This is a genomic window from Vibrio sp. YT-18 (assembly GCF_033337345.1).
Taxonomy (GTDB): Bacteria; Pseudomonadota; Gammaproteobacteria; order Enterobacterales; family Vibrionaceae; genus Vibrio; species Vibrio alginolyticus.
The window spans coordinates 38,790-56,435 of the sequence record NZ_JAWOQO010000022.1 but is presented as its reverse complement, the minus strand read 5'-3'; the positions used below and the strand labels follow the sequence as shown (position 1 = coordinate 56,435).

Here is a 17,646-nt window from a genome sequence, read left to right as displayed (position 1 = left end):
GTTGTCGGGTCACGGAAGAACCACTCTGGATATTGAGAATGAAACACTGCGAAAAACAAAAAGTCTGGAACAAAATTGTCTCAGAAGCCCGTGAAATGTCAGAACAAGAGCCTATGCTGGCGAGCTTCTATCATGCCACCATTATCAAGCATGAAAGTTTGTGTGCCGCTCTGAGTTATATTCTGGCTAACAAATTGAACACCGCTTCCATGCCAGCGATGGCTGTGCGTGAAGTGGTTGAAGAAGCCTTTGCGGCTGATCCAACCATCACTGACGGCGCGGCTTGTGATATTTGTGCCACGGTCAATCGCGACCCTGCTGTTTCAATGTACTCAATGCCCTTGCTGTACCTAAAAGGCTATCACGCCCTGCAAGGCTACCGAGTAGCAAACTGGCTGTGGAAGCAAGGTCGTCACGCTCTTGCGACTTACCTACAAAATCAGATTTCGGTAGCATGTCAGGTCGATATCCACCCTGCAGCGCGCATTGGTAGTGGTATCATGCTCGACCATGCAACAGGCATCGTGATTGGTGAAACTGCCGTGGTCGAAAACGACGTGTCTATACTGCAAGATGTCACCCTTGGTGGTACTGGTAAAGAGTGCGGTGATCGTCACCCGAAAATTCGCGAAGGCGTAATGATCGGCGCTGGTGCAAAGATTCTTGGCAATATCGAAGTCGGTGAAGGCGCGAAAATCGGATCTTGCTCTGTGGTATTGCAAGCCGTGCCTCCTCACACAACGGTGGCTGGCGTGCCTGCAAAAATCGTCGGACGTCCAAAAACAGACAAACCCTCTCTCGATATGGATCAAGGCTTTAACGGCAAGTCGCAAAGCTTTATCCATGGAGATGGTATTTAATCGTCAACAAACCTTTTTGACAACAACGTGGTAGGTAACTCTCAAGTGCGAAAACAAAATCACCCTGTTCTACGCTCGGCTATTTTATTAACTTGTGCTTTATCTGCCACTTATCCCATTACCTCCTCTGCTGTGAGTCAGCAAGAGCTCAAAGGCGTATCCAGTGAGATAAGCCGTCAGCGCAAATCGCTCTCTTCCCAAGAAAAGCAGCTCAATGAGTTACAGAAATCACTAAAAGATCAAGAGCTTGGTATTTCTAAGCTTGAGCGTGAAATACGACAAACCAAGTCTAACCTCGCACAAGCAGACAAAAACATAGAAAACCTGGAAGAGAAAATTGCCTTGCAAGAAGCACAGCGTCAAGAGCAAGAAGAAGAACTCAAACAGCTGCTGCAAACGTATTACGTAACCGAGCGAGCGAAGGCCAATGGTCACTTGTTAAATCAAGGTGTGGAAGAAGACCGCATGAGCCAATACTTCCAGCATTTAGCTAAAGCACGTGCTGAAGTGATTGATGCGATCACCAAAATAACCCAAGAATTAGCGCACAACAAAAACCAGCTCGAGCTAGAAAAAGAGCAAATCGAGACTCTGCTCAAGCAGCAATCCGAAAAACGTACAGCGCTAGCGAGTACACAATCCAAGCGTAAGCAAACCCTGAATAAAATTCAGAGCAGTATCAAGAATGACAAACGCTACTTAGCCGAGCTGCAACGCAACGAAACCCGTTTAAAAGCAGAGATCGCCAAAGCAGCGAAGCGTAATGCGGTGCCAATGGACGGACTCGGCAAACAGCGCGGTAAGTTGCCTTGGCCACTCAAAGGCAGTGTGTTACACAACTTTGGTACGCGACAAACCGGGCAGGTAAACTGGAAGGGCATGGTGCTGTCTGCCAACTATGGTCAACAAGTGAAAGCCGTTTATCCTGGTACTGTCGTATTTGCTGAGTATCTGCGCGGATACGGTTTAGTGGTACTGCTCGACCACGGAAAAGGTGACATGACCCTCTATGGTTACAACCAAGCGTTAACTAAAAAAGAAGGCGATCGAGTCACCGCAGGCGAAGTGATTGCTCTCGCGGGTGATACGGGCGGTCAAGACAGGCCATCGCTGTACTTCGAAATTCGTCGTAATAGTGAAGCGCAGAATCCGAAATCTTGGTTAAAGCGCTGATTATCTGACTTATTGACTTGTCATAAAAAAGGAGCCACTCGGCTCCTTTGTTGTATTCATGTTTTGGAAAATGCTATGCGTAGTAGGTTTCTACCGCATCAATAAAAGCATGCACATCATCTTTGCTTAACGCGTTGATTCCTGCCGCCGCCTCTCGCCCCCCACCTGTCGGGAACTGACCACACACGGCCACGGCACCTTGTTTATTGTTTAACGGGGCACGAAGTGAAACCGTATAAGTCCCATCTGCATTTTCAGTAAGTACCGCATGCGCAGAGTCAGGGTTTTGGTTTGCCAGCGAGTTGCCATAAACACCACTGATTCGGCGTGATGCCGCCGTGTTTGGTAACTCAAACAACTTCAGCTTACCACTCTCATGCATGGCAGGCACTGCGAGAGCCGCCTCCATGTCTTGTTGGTAAGCCGATTGCAATTGGTAGTATGGCGAGGCCTTATCTTCAATAGCTTCAAATGGCGACGTGTACTTCAGCAAAGCTCGGTACAGCTCCGCAGGATGAAAGTGTAAATCTTCGACCTTCGATCCGTAGCCGTTGTAGTTAATTAAAGTACCCAGCTCTTTTAGCTGCTCTTTCTGTTGCTGCGACAAGCCCGCGTTATTCGCTAACTCATCAGCTTTAGCAATCATGTTATCGCCATAAGCCGCCGTAATCGCCCAGTCATGAAAACGCCCATCAAGCAACTTATCGACAATCAACGCCGTGCACATGTTGGCATCGAGATCGATGTGCGCATCCAAATTACCATGCTGAGGAATGTCGCCCGCTTTGTGATGATCGGCGTAAAAGACGTGCGCGCCTTGAGCCAAAGCTTGCTCTAGACCTGCCATGTTCTTTTCCATCGAAATGTCTAACACAGTCAGCTCATCACCCGCTTGCACGTCTACTTTTTCCACCAGCTTGATGTCGCGCTTTACACCGGTTATTAACTGGGCATCGACAGGATCAGCCAAACGCAATTGTAGAAGAGCAATGATGCCATCAGCATCACCATTAAAAATGTCGTAATTCATGGGGCGATAGTTCCTTTATCGAGAATCTTATCCCTGCAAGGGTTTTTAGCGTATGGGACTATTGTGCGTGGCATATTTGACAAGTCAACTCGAGCCACGACTCGAAAATGAGAGTGACTCTCGAAATATTAAGCAGTTTGACGTTTAACTGTGTAGATTGCTAACCGCATCTTCTAATACCAGTAGCTGCTCTAAGCCCTGCTCAGTTGCTAATGGCTTAACGACATTAAGCATCTGCAACATCCCTTGCTTCACCATTTGCTCGGTAATGTTGGTTTTTGAAGCCATCGCGGATTGATACGCCAACCAACTACACGCAATCAAATGCAATGTACATACCAATGACTTCAACTGTTGTTGATCGACATTCAACAGCTTCATCGTTACGAACTCTTGCATAATAGCAATGAGGTTCGCTTGCAGCTTCTCTTGCACATCGATGTACTGTTCGTGTAGCTGTTCATCTCGTGACAAGATTTCTGGTAAGTTTGCGTAGAAAAAGCGGTATTTCCACATCAAGGTAAAAATAGAGTCTAGGTAGCTCTTCAGCATAGTCAGGCTCTCTTGCGAACCTTGAATAGGGGTAAATCTTTCTAAAAGTTCTGCTGAATAAAGCGCAAAGATCTCACGAACGATTTCTTGCTTATTGCGGAAGTGGTAATACAGATTACCAGGGCTAATTTCGATGTGATCGGCAATGTGATTGGTGGTGATGTTGCGCTCACCATGTTGGTTGAACAACTCCAGTGCCGCGTAGACGATTTTGTCGCGCGTTTTCATTGTTATCGTGTTCCCTCTTCATTAACGAATCGAGTATAGCGACTTCACCAACCTAGGTCGATAGAGGCTCCAAATCCGGTAACATAACAGACCAGTTAAGATGCCAGTTGAGTTGGCGACAAGGTCTAACCAAGAAGTTTGTCGCCCTACATACCCTTGCAACCACTCAATAACGGCGCTGAATAGCAAAATACTAATCGCCACCGCCCAACGTTGACGCCAACGCCACACACAAAAACAACCTAAAAACGCAAAGCCGCTGTACGCCATAGCGTGCTGCATTTTGTCGAGATACGCTATATTGCCCCAGTCTTGCAGTTCACCTGAACTCAGAGATAAAAAAGCGATCAATATGGCGTAGCTAAAGATGACGAAACGTGCAGCCGTCAGGTTCATTGGACGTCCTTATGCAATTGGAAATGGAAAGGCCGTCACTTGATCAATGTGGTCACAACCTAGCGCCAGCATGATCAAACGATCAATACCCAACGCGACCCCTGCACAATCTGGCAACCCTGCTTCCAGTGCAGAGATCAGATGATAATCGATCGGCTGTGGTTTTAAACCCATTTCGATACGCTTTGCGTTATCTTGTTCAAAGCGCGCTAATTGCTCTTTCGGGTTATCCAGTTCATGAAATCCGTTCGCCAGCTCTATCCCCTTAAAGTACACTTCAAAACGATCCGCGACGCGATGATCTTGAGGATTGATTTTCGCAAGCGCCGCCTGTGATGCAGGGAAGTCGTACACAAAAGCTGGCACGTCCTGACCAATTTTGTTTTCTACTCCCACGCTAAATAGTAGTTGCAGCAGCGTATCGCGATCTTCTTCAGGCTCAGCAATGTCACTCAAACCCAGCTTGCTTGCCGCCGCTTTCAGCTCAGTCATCGAGCCTTCCAGTGGACACACACCCAACACATCAATGAAGGCTTGCTGATACGTCATGCGCTGCGCTGCGCCACACTTCAATACCAGCTGCAACAGGTCATCCATTTCATCCATCAATTTATGATGGTCAAAGCCAACGCGATACCACTCCAACATCGTGAATTCAGGGTTGTGGTAGCGACCATTCTCTTCATTACGAAATGCTTTGTTGATTTGATAAATACAACCGCTGCCCGCAGCCAAAAGGCGCTTCATATGGAACTCTGGGCTGGTCATAAAAAACAGCTTACTGCCATCGGCATAGCCTGGGCCAACAAACTCGGTTTGGAAAGTATGCAAATGAATGTCAGTCACGGTTGCGTGACTCATGGCTGGCGTATCGACTTCCATCACCTGTCGGTCAGCGAAGAATTGTCGAATCGACGCGATTAACGTCGCACGTTGACGAAGTTGGTCAATGGAAGCAGTAGGTTGCCAGTTGGTTTGCATAACAAGTCTCTCAAACTTTAATTCAGCGAGGAAAGCCTCATTCTACATGCTTTTTACTCTTCAAGAAGAGAGGAATATCCCTTCTTCTTTTTACTAATGAGCTCGCCAATTTGAGGCAAGCATTACTCGTGCCGCAGCACAAAAAACACTCAGTTAAAAACCTATTATCCATGCGGTTAATGTCACGCAACACAGGTTTAACATCCCTAATGTTAATGCTTGAGGGCCAAAACCTCGATGCCGTGATAGCAGTCACATAACCTATAAATTCTATGCCCTTAAGTGCATTACCGAAGCAAAAACCCAATTACATCAATTTTTCTGCCATGTGGCTCATCTACACTAACCCTACTACTTTTGGGGAGTTCTTTTTAAAGAGCGCCTCGTAATGACAATAACAAGCGGATTTCCGCAATCACACACTGGAGGATAACTGTGCAAATTATCACCACAGATATCGCAGTCATCGGCGCAGGCGGCGCTGGTCTTCGTACTGCTATTGCAGCGGCTGAAGCAAACCCAGACTTAGAAGTCGCTCTGATTTCTAAAGTTTATCCAATGCGCTCCCACACGGTCGCTGCAGAGGGTGGCTCAGCAGCAGTTATCAAGGATGAAGATAGCTTAGACAACCACTTCAACGACACTGTTGGCGGTGGTGACTGGCTATGTGAACAGGATGTTGTTGAATACTTTGTAGAGAACGCGACTCGCGAAATGATCCAAATGGAGCAATGGGGTTGCCCATGGAGTCGTAAAGAGAACGGTGAAGTCAACGTACGCCGCTTTGGTGGTATGAAGGTTGAACGTACTTGGTTCGCTGCAGACAAAACTGGCTTCCACATGCTTCATACGCTATTCCAGACATCAATGAAGTACAGCAACATCAAACGTTTTGATGAGTACTTTGTGGTGGATCTGCTTGTTGATGAAGGCGAAGTTCAAGGTCTGATTGCTATTCACATGTCTGAAGGCGAGCTTGTTACTATCAAAGCAAAATCGGTTGTTCTAGCAACAGGTGGCGCGGGCCGTGTTTACCACTGTAACACCAACGGTGGTATCGTAACGGGCGATGGTATGGCAATGGCTTACCGTCACGGCGTTCCTCTACGTGATATGGAATTCGTTCAATACCACCCAACCGGTCTTCCAGGCACAGGTATCCTGATGACGGAAGGTTGTCGTGGTGAAGGCGGTATCATCGTTAACAAGAACGGCTATCGTTACCTACAAGATTACGGCATGGGCCCTGAAACTCCAGTTGGCCAACCGAAGAACAAATACATGGAACTGGGTCCTCGTGACAAAGTTTCTCAAGCTTTCTGGCACGAACAACAGAAAGGCAACACCATCAAACACCCACTGGGTGACGTGGTGCACCTAGACCTTCGCCATCTTGGTGAAGAGTACCTACAAGAGCGTCTACCGTTCATCTGTGAGCTAGCAAAAGCTTACGTAAACGTGGACCCTGCAAAAGAGCCAATTCCAATTCGTCCAACCGTTCACTACACCATGGGTGGTATTGAAACGGACGGCGGTTGTGAAACTCGCATTAAAGGCCTATTCGCGGTGGGTGAATGTGCGTCTGTTGGTCTTCACGGTGCAAACCGTCTAGGTTCTAACTCACTGGCTGAGTTCGTGGTATTTGGCCGCGTAGCGGGTGAAAATGCAGTGAAACGCGCAGCAGAATTCAAAGGCTGGAACGACGCGGCAATTGACGCGCAAGTCAAAGCCGTTGAAGAGCGCATCGCGAAACTGATGAACCAAGAAGGCGACGAAAACTGGGCAGAAATACGCACAGAAATGGGCCACACCATGGAAGCGGGCTGTGGTATATACCGCCAAGAAGATTTGATGCAAGCGACTATCGACAAAATCACTGAGTTGAAAGAACGCTACAAACGCATCAGCATCAAAGACAAAGGTAAAGTGTTCAACACAGACCTTCTATACGCAATCGAAGTGGGTTACGGCCTAGAAGTCGCAGAAGCGATGGTTCACTCTGCGATTCTACGTAAAGAGTCGCGCGGCGCGCACCAACGTCTAGACGACGGTTGTACAGAACGTGATGACGTGAATTTCCTAAAACACTCACTTGCTTTCTACAAGCCAGAGTCAGCACCAAGTATCGATTACAGCAATGTGACCATCACTAAGTCACAGCCAAAAGCTCGTCTATACGGTGAAGCAGCAGAAAAAGCAGCGGCTGAAGAGAAGAACGCAGAGGAGCAAGCATAATGTCAGCAAATCGCATTCAAAAAGTAGACATCCTGCGTTACGACCCAGAGAAAGATGCAGAACCATACAAGCAAACATTCGAAGTCCCATTCGATGAAACCATGTCTGTACTTGACGCACTTGGTTACATCAAAGACCACCTAGACAAAGATCTGTCTTACCGTTGGTCTTGCCGTATGGCGATCTGTGGTTCTTGCGGCATCATGGTGAACAACGTACCGAAACTTGCTTGTAAGAGCTTCCTACGTGACTACCCAGACGGTGTGACTATCGAGCCTCTAGCGAACTTCCCAATCGAGAAAGACTTGATTGTTGATATGACGCCATTCATCGAGCGCCTAGAAGCAATCAAACCATACATCATTGGTAACGATCGTAAACCAGAAGACGGTACGAACTTGCAAACGCCAGAACAGATGGCGAAATACAAGCAATTCGCTGGCTGTATCAACTGTGGTCTGTGCTATGCAGCATGTCCTCAGTTTGGTCTTAACCCAGAGTTCATCGGTCCTGCTGCACTAACGCTAGCCCACCGCTACAACCTAGACAGCCGTGACAACGGTAAAGATGAGCGCATGAAGCTTATCAACGGTGAAAACGGTGCTTGGGGTTGTACGTTTGTTGGTTACTGTTCTGAAGTTTGTCCGAAGAACGTTGACCCAGCAGCGGCAGTAAACCAAGGCAAAGTGGAGTCTTCTATGGACTTCGTGATTGCTATGTTGAAACCTGATGGTTCACCAAAGAAAGTGGAGGCATAAGGATGAGCAATCGTAAACCTTACGTTCGTGAAGTAAAACGCACTTGGTGGAAGAACCATCCTTTCTACCGCTTCTACATGCTACGTGAAGCTACGGTGCTTCCGTTAATCCTATTCACTCTGTTCCTAACTTTCGGTTTAGGTTGCTTGGTGAAAGGTCCTGAAGCATGGCAAGGTTGGTTAGCATTCATGGCGAACCCAATCGTAGTCGCAATCAACATCGTTGCACTACTCGGTAGCCTATTCCACGCTCAAACTTTCTTCAGCATGATGCCACAAGTAATGCCAATTCGTTTGAAAGGCAAACCAGTGGACAAGAAGATCATCGTATTGACTCAGTGGGCCGCTGTTGCGTTTATCTCACTGATCGTTCTCATCGTGGTGTAAGGAGCTGAGCAATGAAACCGAATTATAGTGTAAACACATCACCAAAACGTTCTGATGAGCCAATCTGGTGGGGTCTGTTTGGCGCAGGTGGTACTTGGTTCGCGATGATCACGCCAATCACGGTATTGGTGCTGGGCATCTTGGTCCCACTAGGCGTGATTGATGCAGAAGCGATGAGCTACGAGCGTGTCTCTGCATTCGCAACCAGCATCATCGGTGCGCTATTCATCATTGGCACGCTAGCATTGCCAATGTGGCATGCAATGCACCGTGTACACCACGGCATGCACGACCTTAAATTCCACACTGGTGTGATTGGTAAAATTGCATGCTATGCATTTGCAGGCCTCATCACTGCACTAGCAGTTATCTTTATCTTCATGATTTAAGAGACTGACCAAAAAAGAAAAAGCTGGCTAAATGCCAGCTTTTTTATTGCTTTGGGTTACCCATGATCTTTTTGCTTTTTAAGCTTTTGACCACCCATGATCTTATTGCTGTGCGACCTTCTTTGTCTGGTCCATAAGACCCAGAGCACCAAAGCCAGTAATCACATCTAGGTTTGTTTTCAAGCCCGTTTCGTCACTTCCACCAATGTAATTTTGTGGCATCTGAACTTGGAAGTTTTGCAAATTGTTGTACAGCGAGTTCGCTACGTCTCGATTCAATTCTGCCAAGTAAACTTCACGGTTTGCTCCTAACGCTGCATACTTACCTTTTAGGACTTCAGATTCTGCGCGACCTTTCGCTAATATCGCTTTCGCTTCAAACTCAGCAGAAAGTGCGTTCGCTTTTTGAATCGCTAAGTTAGCCTCTGCGATAGCTAGCTCTTTCTCCTTCTCTACTTCAGCAAGTCGTTTGGTTTTTTCCACTTCAACGATTTCACGCTCTGCAATCTGACGTGCAACTTCCACTTCTTTTTGCTGAGCAATAATTGCGAGTTCTTTACCACGCTGGGCGTCTTGCACCTCACGTGTTCGTTGAATCTCTTTGCGTAACTGCTCGGTCTCTGCCTGTGCTTTCGACGTTTCTTGTTCCTGAATCGCGCGAATACGATCCGCCACTAAACGCTTTTTATCTGCCAATAGCTGATCTAATTGCTTTTCGGGCTGTGGGTCACCAATGGTCACCTGCGTCACTTGAATACCGTATTGTTGTAACGGATTGTCTTGACGAATCGGTTGCCCGGTTTTGTCTACGACAGGTACGGTTTTCCAAACCAGTTGATTGGTGCGCTGTAATTGGTTCGGATTGGCTTGATTCGCCCCAACAGGCGCAAGATCCAACTCTTCCACTTCAACCTGACGTCGCTCTGTTAGATAAATCCCCTCTCGTAACTGATCGCCAAGTTTCGATTTGAATTGGTTCAAACCACCTTGGAAAAACTCTTCACCCGTGTATTGGGTTGCGGTAATCACCGTTACGTTACGTGCGTTCTTTACAAGCAGCGCATCGATCAAGTTACTGTTGTTGCGGAACTCTTTGTGCATCTTCTTCACCGCTTCAGGGTCATTACTGAGCTTAAAGCGGAATGTTACGGGGATCTGACCAATATAGGTGTCGGCAAATCGAACCTGAATCGCATCAAGGCGTTGATAAAAATCTTCGCCCTTGCTGTTACCGAATGACACGGTGATCACTTGGTCATACTTGGTGATTTTGGACAGAAATGGCATGCGAAAATGAATGCCAGGTTCAGTAAACACATCCAACTCACCAGTAATATTATTCTGATGCACGTAGCTGTAACCCGCATCGGTCATCAGCACCGAGCTATTAATCGTTAAGCCTATTGCCAACAGCGGTACGCCAAATACGGCTGCTTTTAATCCTTTATGTAGTAACTGACGTCTTTCTTCCACCTTTAAACCCCTTCCTAAACCTCTGCTTTCCATTTTGTTCTCCTTTTTGGATTGTTACTGAGTTAAATCGATAAAAATCAGATTGCTATGCAACTCAGCGACAAGTACTAATGTATCAAAATGTTACATTAAGGAATAATCGACAGATTCATGGAATAAATAAGATTTTTACGAATAATACAAAATCATCAAAAATTTGCGGAGGATATCGATGTTTTACGCAGAGGGATTAAAAGAGAAGAATCACAGGCAATAAAAAAGGCCGCCGAAGCGACCTTTCTAACAATCATATAAAGTGCTTACTTCACACGACCTACGTATTCAGCAGTACGAGTATCTACGCGAATCACTTCACCAATTGAGATGAACAGAGGAACACGAACAACAGCGCCAGTTGATAGCGTCGCTGGTTTACCGCCAGTACCTTGAGTATCACCTTTCAGGCCTGGGTCTGTGTCTACAACTTCTAGCTCAACGAAGTTTGGTGGAGTAACAGTAATTGGGTTACCGTTCCAAAGAGTGATCATACAAGTGTTGTTTTCTACCAACCACTTAGCGTTTTCACCTACCGCTTTTGCATCCGCTGCGATCTGTTCAAACGTTTCACTGTTCATAAAGTGGTAGAATTCGCCGTCTGAATATAGATAATCTAGGTCGATATCCATTACGTCTGCCACTTCACAAGTGTCACCAGACTTGAATGTTTTCTCTAGCACTTTACCAGAAAGAAGTTTACGAATTTTAACACGGTTGAACGCTTGGCCTTTACCTGGTTTAACGTATTCGTTTTCCAGAATTACACAAGGCTCGTTATCAAGCATTAACTTAAGACCGCCTTTAAATTCATTGGTGCTAACTGTAGCCATTTTTTCCTCTTACATTCTTAGAGCTAAATTCAATGCCGCACATAATAACCCGAAAAGTCGAATCTGTTGAGCAAAACTGGCTCAAACAGTTGGCGAATGGGATCTCTGATCCTGCAAAATTGCTCGAAATACTGGAAATTGATCCTTCACCGTGGCAAGACGGGTTTGCCGCGCGCAAGCTGTTTGCACAGCGTGTACCGCAAAGTTTTGTCGATAGGATGGAGAAAGGCAACCCTAAAGACCCTCTTTTACGTCAGGTTTTACCACTGAGCGACGAATTTGAGGTGCATCCGGGTTACTCCAATGATCCATTGGAAGAGCAGGACAATGAAGTCCCTGGCCTGCTACACAAGTATCGCAACCGCGCCCTGATGATTGTCAAAGGTGGCTGCGCGGTAAATTGCCGTTACTGTTTTCGTCGTCACTTCCCTTATCAAGAGAACAAAAGCGGGAAACAAGCCTGGACCAAGTGCTTAGAGTACATGGCACAACAACCAGAGTTGAACGAAGTCATCTTCTCAGGTGGTGATCCATTAATGGCAAAAGACGATGAGATTCATTGGCTTTTAGAGCACATTGCTCACATTCCTCACATCAAACGTCTGCGTATTCATAGCCGTTTACCTGTGGTGATTCCAGCTCGAGTCACTGATGAACTATGCCAACTTCTGCAAGCATCAAGGTTACAAATCATCCTCGTCACTCACATCAACCATGCCAACGAAATCAATGACGAATTTGCTGAACAGATGTTCAAGCTCAAAAGAGCGGGCGTTACGCTTCTAAACCAAGGCGTTCTGCTGAAAGGCGTGAATGATTCGGTAGAAGCTCAAGTGGCGTTAAGTGAGGCCTTATTTGACGCGGGTATCTTGCCTTATTACCTCCACGTTCTTGATAAGGTGCAAGGCGCAGCGCACTACTTTATTTCGGACGAAGAAGCGAAAGCTATTATGCGCGGACTCATCACGCGTGTATCGGGTTATCTGGTACCAAAACTCACACGAGAAATTGGTGGCAGGCCAAGTAAAACGCCGTTGGATTTGCATTTAGAGTAAGCTCTGACGCTCAATTAAATTTGTCGTCTAGATTGATTATTTTTGTTCGCTTTGCACGGTAAGTCTATGCATACTCCGCACTTTTGGAGGTCAAGATGCATACAGCATTCGAACAAATTTTCGATCTTGGCCCATTCAGTTGGCCTGCCCTACTATGCTGCGCCATTAATGGGCTCATGATCGGTATAGAGCGCCAAACTCGTGGTAAACCGGTTGGCATTCGCACAGCAATATTAATTATTTCAGGCACCTACCTGTTTATGTCGATGGCAGTGTCGTTATCGCCAAATACACTTGATCAAGCACGAGTGCTTGGTCAGATCATTACTGGCGTCGGCTTCTTAGGCGCTGGCGTTATGATGACACTTGATGGAAAAATCCATGGCGTAACATCCGCGGCTGTAATATGGGTACTAGCAGGTTTAGGTTTGATGATAGGTTTGGGTTATTTAACGCAGTCGGTGGTTATTACTCTCCTGACATTAACCGTGTTGTTAGGTGTGGATAAAGCAGAAAACCACATCAAAGCATTACGCCGCGGTGTTCATCAAAGAATTCAACAACGCAAAACTTCATCACGATTAATTAAATAGTTAACGCTCCGAGAAACTCACTTCATCTCATCAGTAATTAAAGAGCCCTCGACGAACATCGAGGGCTTTCTGTATATAAAGATTCTGACTTTCTCAGGGATTACTTAGCAAAGTTGATGAGTGGGAAACACTTGAAGAAACCGTTATCCGCACAGTTCAAAAGACCAATTTGCACGCCATCGATTTGATCGGTCATGTTGAAGAAACCAAACTGGAAATTAGACTTCTTAGAGATACTCGCTAAGCCCACATCCGCCATGGTGTAGCCTTCAGAATAGTTCACCGCGCTCCAGTTCAAGCCTTTTACGTTGTTCGTAATGTTAACAGCACCCAAGTTAACACCCGTCGTCTGACCTTGGTTCCAGTTAACTAAGCCTAAAGACGCGCCTTTCATTTCTTGATTTACTTTTGCTGCGCCAAAAAACAGACCGAAGTTCACACCTGTCGTACGATCCGTTTCTGACATACCAAGCAGTGAAAAGTCGACACCTTTAACCTCATTTACCTGTCCATGCAACACAGCTAAACGAACGCCACCAACTGAAGAATTAGAAGGTGCGTTTGTGTTATCGATAGTAGAGAACATCACAGGTGTACTGTCGGCAAAAGCAACAGGTGATGCGATAGCGGCTGCAACCGCCAATGACGTCATAAGCTTTTTCATTTTCATCTCCATGATGGGAAGCAACAATTTACAACATAGTGTAATGTTCAGATTTTGCTCTGTCCCCGTTCAAAAAGTGTTAGCAATAGGTCAGATTTAACCATCTGACTCAAAAGAAAAAATATTTCTCTTCGATTTTTTGCTTCTGAAATGGCGCTTTTTACGCTCAAAAATCTCATGATAAGCCACTCCAGAACGTCATGTTTCTCAGGTGACACGCATAAAAAAAGTCGAGGCATCTGCCTCGACTTTTAAAGGTTTGGTCGGTTATCTTTCCGCTATAAGGGCTCCCTTAGAGCGATGAGATAAGCTGGCTTACATCATGCCGCCCATACCGCCCATGCCACCCATGCCGCCCATGTCAGGCATCGCTGGCGCGTCTTTTTGCGGTAGGTCAGTAACCATCGCTTCAGTTGTGATCATCAGACCTGCAACCGATGCTGCGAATTGTAGTGCAGAACGAGTAACTTTAGTTGGATCTAGGATACCCATTTCTAGCATGTCGCCGTATTCGCCTGTTGCCGCGTTGTAGCCGTAGCTACCTTCACCCGCTTTCACGTTGTTCGCAACCACTGAGTCTTCCTCACCTGCGTTCTTCGTGATTTGACGGATTGGCGCTTCCATTGCACGTAGTGCAACGCGGATACCAACGTTTTGTTCTTCGTTGTCACCCGTTAGGTGAGCAATCTTAGATGCCGCGCGGATAAGTGCAACACCACCACCAGCAACAACACCTTCTTCAACCGCTGCACGAGTTGCGGCTAGCGCATCTTCTACACGGTCTTTCTTCTCTTTCATTTCAACTTCAGTCGCTGCACCGACTTTGATTACTGCAACACCGCCAGCCAGTTTAGCAACACGCTCTTGTAGTTTCTCTTTGTCGTAGTCTGAAGTTGCGTCTTCGATTTGTTGACGAATCTGAGCAACACGGCCAGAGATCATCTCTTCTTCACCGATACCATCGATGATAGTCGTGTTTTCTTTCGTGATAGAAACACGCTTCGCTTGACCTAGATCTTCTAGTGCAACTTTTTCTAGCTCTAGACCGATCTCTTCAGAAATCACAGTACCGCCAGTTAGGATAGCGATGTCTTGTAGCATTGCTTTACGACGGTCACCGAAGCCAGGTGCTTTCACAGCTGCAACTTTTACGATGCCACGCATGTTGTTCACAACCAATGTTGCTAGCGCTTCGCCTTCTACATCTTCTGCAATGATAAGCAGTGGACGAGATGCTTTCGCGACAGCTTCTAGCGTTGGAAGAAGCTCACGAATGTTTGAGATCTTCTTGTCTACTAGAAGGATGAATGGGTTTTCTAGATCAACACTGCCTGATTCTTGGTTGTTGATGAAGTAAGGAGACAGGTAACCGCGGTCGAACTGCATACCTTCTACTACGTCTAACTCGTCTTGTAGCGCCTGACCTTCTTCAACCGTGATAACGCCATCACGACCCACACGCTCCATTGCTTCTGCAATGATATTACCTACGCTTGCGTCTGAGTTTGCAGAGATAGTACCAACCTGCGCGATCGCTTTTGTGTCGTTACATTCAACAGAAAGCTCTTTTAGTTGCTCAACTGCCGCAGCAACAGCTTTGTCGATACCACGCTTAAGATCCATTGGGTTCATGCCCGCCGCGACTGCTTTTAGACCTTCGTTAACGATAGATTGCGCTAGTACCGTTGCTGTTGTTGTACCGTCACCCGCTGCGTCGTTTGCTTTAGACGCAACTTCTTTAACCATTTGTGCGCCCATGTTCTGGAATTTATCTTCCAGCTCGATTTCACGCGCTACTGATACACCATCTTTAGTGATAGTTGGTGCACCAAAAGATTTGTCTAGAACGACATTACGTCCTTTAGGACCCAGTGTTACTTTTACTGCGTCAGCCAGAACGTTTACACCTTCCAGCATTTTAACTCGTGCGTCATTACCAAATTTAACGTCTTTAGCAGCCATCTTTGATTTCCTTTCTAAAATTCTTTGTGTGTAATTTCGTAATTGAATCTGAGCAAAAAATTACTCAATGATTGCTATTATTCAACGATCGCCATGATGTCGTTTTCAGACATGACAAGCACTTCTTTACCGTCGATTTTTTCAGTTTTTGTACCGTAACCTTCAGCGAAGATAACGGTATCACCGACTTTAACGTCTAGTGGCAGTACGGTGCCGTTTTCTAGGATGCGGCCTTTACCCACAGCTAGAACAACACCGCGAGTCGATTTTTCTGCAGCAGAACCAGTCAGAACGATGCCACCAGCAGACTTAGATTCAACTTCTTTACGTTCAACGATAACTCGGTCATGTAATGGACGAATGTTCATCGGTCGTCTCTCCTGAAAATTTCCATGTTTATTTGATAATTGTCCTTAGGGACTGTAGCCCCAGACACGTGATCCCTATATAAGGGGTCGAAGCAGCGATCCCAAGGGGGTGGCACAAAATTTTTGTGACTTAGTTAAAATAACGAACAACTAGGCAACGGTTTGCGTTAGAAATGCTCACTCGCTCGACATCTCGCTTTCTTGTATCCTTGCAGTTTGCTCACCAGATAGTTGTCACACATGCAGGAAAATAACAAGCTGGAACCCCAAGCGACCGATAAGCATGGTTTGTTGACCGCACCCATTCCTGAAACGCTGCGGAAAATGACCGTACCCATGACCATGGGCATGATCGCAATTTTGATGTTTAACTTGGTGGACACGTTTTTTATCTCGTTGCTTGGCACTCAAGCGCTAGCAGCTATCAGCTATACCTTCCCTGTCACCTTTGCGGTTAACTGCATTACGATGGGGATTGGGATGGGACTATCGACCAATATTGGTCGCTTGCTTGGGCAAGGTCATGCACCACAAGCTGCTCGGTTCACCACCCACGGTTTGTTATTAGCCGTGTTACTTGTGGCTATCGCGTCTTCTATTGGCTTTACCACCATTGCGCCATTGTTTCGTTTTCTTGGTGCGTCTGATGATCTCATCCCTCTTATTGAGCAGTATATGCAGGTCTGGTATCTCACCATTCCTCTGCTAGTGATCCCAATGGCGGGCAACAGTGCTATCCGAGCTACTGGCGACACAAAAACACCAGCAAAAGTCATGATGTTGGCTGGTTTGATTAATGGCATGCTCGATCCATTGTTGATTTTCGGTTATGGTCCTTTTCCGGAACTTGGCATTCAAGGCGCAGCCATAGCAAGTGCCTTTAGCTGGTTAGGTGCTTTGTGTGGCTCATTCTATGTGCTAATTAAACGGGAAAAATTGCTTGCTCAACCCCAATGGGCTTTGCTGAAACAAGACTGGCAACAGACACTAAAAATTGGTACCCCTGCAGCGCTATCAAACGCGATGAATCCGTTGTCCGGTGCCATTCTGATGATGCTGTTATCCAACCACGGTACAGCGGCGGTTGCTGCTTACGGCGCAGCGCAGCGTATTGAGTCTATATTGATTTTAGTATTGATGTCGCTGACCTCTGCCCTCACACCGTTTATGGCACAAAATTTAGGAGCCAAACAACCGCAACGAGCCTTTTCCGGTTTATTTATTAGCATGCGTTTTGCAGTGGTATTCCAAGGGTTTATCTTCTTGATGATGGTACCGCTGAGCATTCCTCTGGCTGCGCTGTTTTCTCAGGAAGATGCGGTGAAAAACCTGCTTTGGCATTATTTACTGGTGGTGCCATTTAGTTATGGCTTCCAAGGCATCGTGATGATGTTAGTCAGTGGTTTGAATGCGATGCACAAGCCATTGCGTGCATTCCAGTGGAGCTTTATGCGGCTGTTCATTTTTACCTTGCCATCGGCGTGGGTCGGGAGCCAAATCTACAGCATTGAAGGCTTGTTTATCGGTATCGCGGTTGGGAATACGTTGGGTGGGCTACTGGGCTACTTGTTTGCGCTGCGCGAGCGCAAATTAACGCTCATAGAGCAGAGCAGCGTGTCTTAACACTCGTCTATCACTAGTTTCTTTTTGTTGATTATCAAATACAAAAAAACCGCG

The 17,646-nt window shown here is 46.4% G+C and carries 18 protein-coding genes; 9 read left to right on the top strand and 9 right to left on the bottom strand.

Annotation, left to right across the window (positions count from 1 at the left end; genetic code table 11):
• Positions 1-38: 38 nt before the first annotated feature.
• Both cysE and R7M72_RS21225 read left to right on the top strand, forming a co-directional pair.
• Positions 39-860, top strand: a complete 822-nt coding sequence (cysE, locus tag R7M72_RS21230; protein ID WP_005381475.1) for a serine O-acetyltransferase — start codon at positions 39-41, stop codon at positions 858-860.
• A gap of 27 nt (positions 861-887) precedes the next feature.
• Complete coding sequence (locus R7M72_RS21225) at positions 888-2,033, top strand: murein hydrolase activator EnvC family protein (RefSeq protein WP_005381476.1); 1,146 nt, start codon at positions 888-890, stop codon at positions 2,031-2,033.
• 73 nt (positions 2,034-2,106) lie between these two features.
• On the opposite strand, the gene R7M72_RS21220 is transcribed toward R7M72_RS21225, so the two are convergent.
• From R7M72_RS21220 to epmA, 4 genes are all read right to left on the bottom strand, one after another.
• A complete protein-coding gene (locus tag R7M72_RS21220) occupies positions 2,107-3,063 on the bottom strand; it encodes an acetyltransferase (protein WP_017635569.1) in 957 nt (318 codons plus the stop codon).
• A gap of 144 nt (positions 3,064-3,207) precedes the next feature.
• A complete protein-coding gene (locus tag R7M72_RS21215; RefSeq protein ID WP_017635568.1) occupies positions 3,208-3,843 on the bottom strand; it encodes a TetR/AcrR family transcriptional regulator in 636 nt (211 codons plus the stop codon).
• A 21-nt stretch (positions 3,844-3,864) separates the two neighbouring features.
• On the bottom strand, positions 3,865-4,239 hold the full coding sequence (locus R7M72_RS21210; RefSeq protein WP_017635567.1) for a VanZ family protein: 375 nt from the start codon (positions 4,237-4,239) through the stop codon (positions 3,865-3,867).
• Between the two features lie 9 nt (positions 4,240-4,248).
• Positions 4,249-5,220 (bottom strand): elongation factor P--(R)-beta-lysine ligase, encoded by a 972-nt coding sequence (epmA, locus tag R7M72_RS21205; RefSeq protein ID WP_005381485.1) that lies wholly within the window; start codon positions 5,218-5,220, stop codon positions 4,249-4,251.
• A gap of 435 nt (positions 5,221-5,655) precedes the next feature.
• Between epmA and frdA the strand changes: the two genes are divergently transcribed.
• From frdA to frdD, 4 genes are read left to right on the top strand one after another with little or no spacing between them, the layout of a single operon-like run.
• The gene (gene frdA, locus R7M72_RS21200; protein ID WP_005381487.1) at positions 5,656-7,455 is read left to right on the top strand and encodes a fumarate reductase (quinol) flavoprotein subunit; all 1,800 of its coding nucleotides are present in this window, start codon (positions 5,656-5,658) and stop codon (positions 7,453-7,455) included.
• Positions 7,455-8,213: a succinate dehydrogenase/fumarate reductase iron-sulfur subunit gene (locus tag R7M72_RS21195; protein ID WP_005381489.1), complete on the top strand. Its 759-nt coding sequence runs from the start codon at positions 7,455-7,457 to the stop codon at positions 8,211-8,213. The genes frdA and R7M72_RS21195 overlap by 1 nt, the downstream gene beginning before the upstream one ends.
• Before the next feature lie 2 nt (positions 8,214-8,215).
• On the top strand, positions 8,216-8,599 hold the full coding sequence (gene frdC / locus R7M72_RS21190) for a fumarate reductase subunit FrdC (protein ID WP_005381491.1): 384 nt from the start codon (positions 8,216-8,218) through the stop codon (positions 8,597-8,599).
• Between the two features lie 11 nt (positions 8,600-8,610).
• Positions 8,611-8,988 carry a fumarate reductase subunit FrdD gene (frdD, locus tag R7M72_RS21185; protein WP_005381493.1) on the top strand — a complete coding sequence of 126 codons (378 nt, stop codon included), beginning with the start codon at positions 8,611-8,613 and terminating at the stop codon, positions 8,986-8,988.
• A 102-nt stretch (positions 8,989-9,090) separates the two neighbouring features.
• On the opposite strand, the gene R7M72_RS21180 is transcribed toward frdD, so the two are convergent.
• Entirely contained in the window at positions 9,091-10,494 is a 1,404-nt protein-coding gene (locus R7M72_RS21180; RefSeq protein ID WP_005386397.1) for an SPFH domain-containing protein, read from the bottom strand.
• Positions 10,495-10,760: 266 nt separating this feature from the next.
• Complete coding sequence (gene efp / locus R7M72_RS21175; protein ID WP_005381500.1) at positions 10,761-11,327, bottom strand: elongation factor P; 567 nt, start codon at positions 11,325-11,327, stop codon at positions 10,761-10,763.
• A 32-nt stretch (positions 11,328-11,359) separates the two neighbouring features.
• Between efp and epmB the strand changes: the two genes are divergently transcribed.
• Both epmB and R7M72_RS21165 read left to right on the top strand, forming a co-directional pair.
• Positions 11,360-12,382: an EF-P beta-lysylation protein EpmB gene (gene epmB / locus R7M72_RS21170; protein WP_005381502.1), complete on the top strand. Its 1,023-nt coding sequence runs from the start codon at positions 11,360-11,362 to the stop codon at positions 12,380-12,382.
• A gap of 95 nt (positions 12,383-12,477) precedes the next feature.
• Positions 12,478-12,975 carry an MgtC/SapB family protein gene (locus tag R7M72_RS21165; protein WP_005381504.1) on the top strand — a complete coding sequence of 166 codons (498 nt, stop codon included), beginning with the start codon at positions 12,478-12,480 and terminating at the stop codon, positions 12,973-12,975.
• Between the two features lie 100 nt (positions 12,976-13,075).
• Here R7M72_RS21165 and R7M72_RS21160 read toward each other — a convergent pair whose 3' ends face one another.
• From R7M72_RS21160 to R7M72_RS21150, 3 genes are all read right to left on the bottom strand, one after another.
• The gene (locus R7M72_RS21160) at positions 13,076-13,639 is read right to left on the bottom strand and encodes a VC2662 family protein (RefSeq protein ID WP_005381507.1); all 564 of its coding nucleotides are present in this window, start codon (positions 13,637-13,639) and stop codon (positions 13,076-13,078) included.
• 315 nt (positions 13,640-13,954) lie between these two features.
• Entirely contained in the window at positions 13,955-15,601 is a 1,647-nt protein-coding gene (gene groL, locus R7M72_RS21155) for a chaperonin GroEL (protein WP_005381509.1), read from the bottom strand.
• 77 nt (positions 15,602-15,678) lie between these two features.
• Positions 15,679-15,969, bottom strand: a complete 291-nt coding sequence (locus R7M72_RS21150) for a co-chaperone GroES (RefSeq protein WP_005381516.1) — start codon at positions 15,967-15,969, stop codon at positions 15,679-15,681.
• Positions 15,970-16,209: 240 nt separating this feature from the next.
• On the opposite strand from R7M72_RS21150, the gene R7M72_RS21145 reads away from it, so the two are divergent.
• Positions 16,210-17,592, top strand: coding sequence for an MATE family efflux transporter (locus R7M72_RS21145; RefSeq protein WP_017635565.1), 1,383 nt, complete (start codon positions 16,210-16,212; stop codon positions 17,590-17,592).
• Positions 17,593-17,646 lie beyond the last annotated feature (54 nt).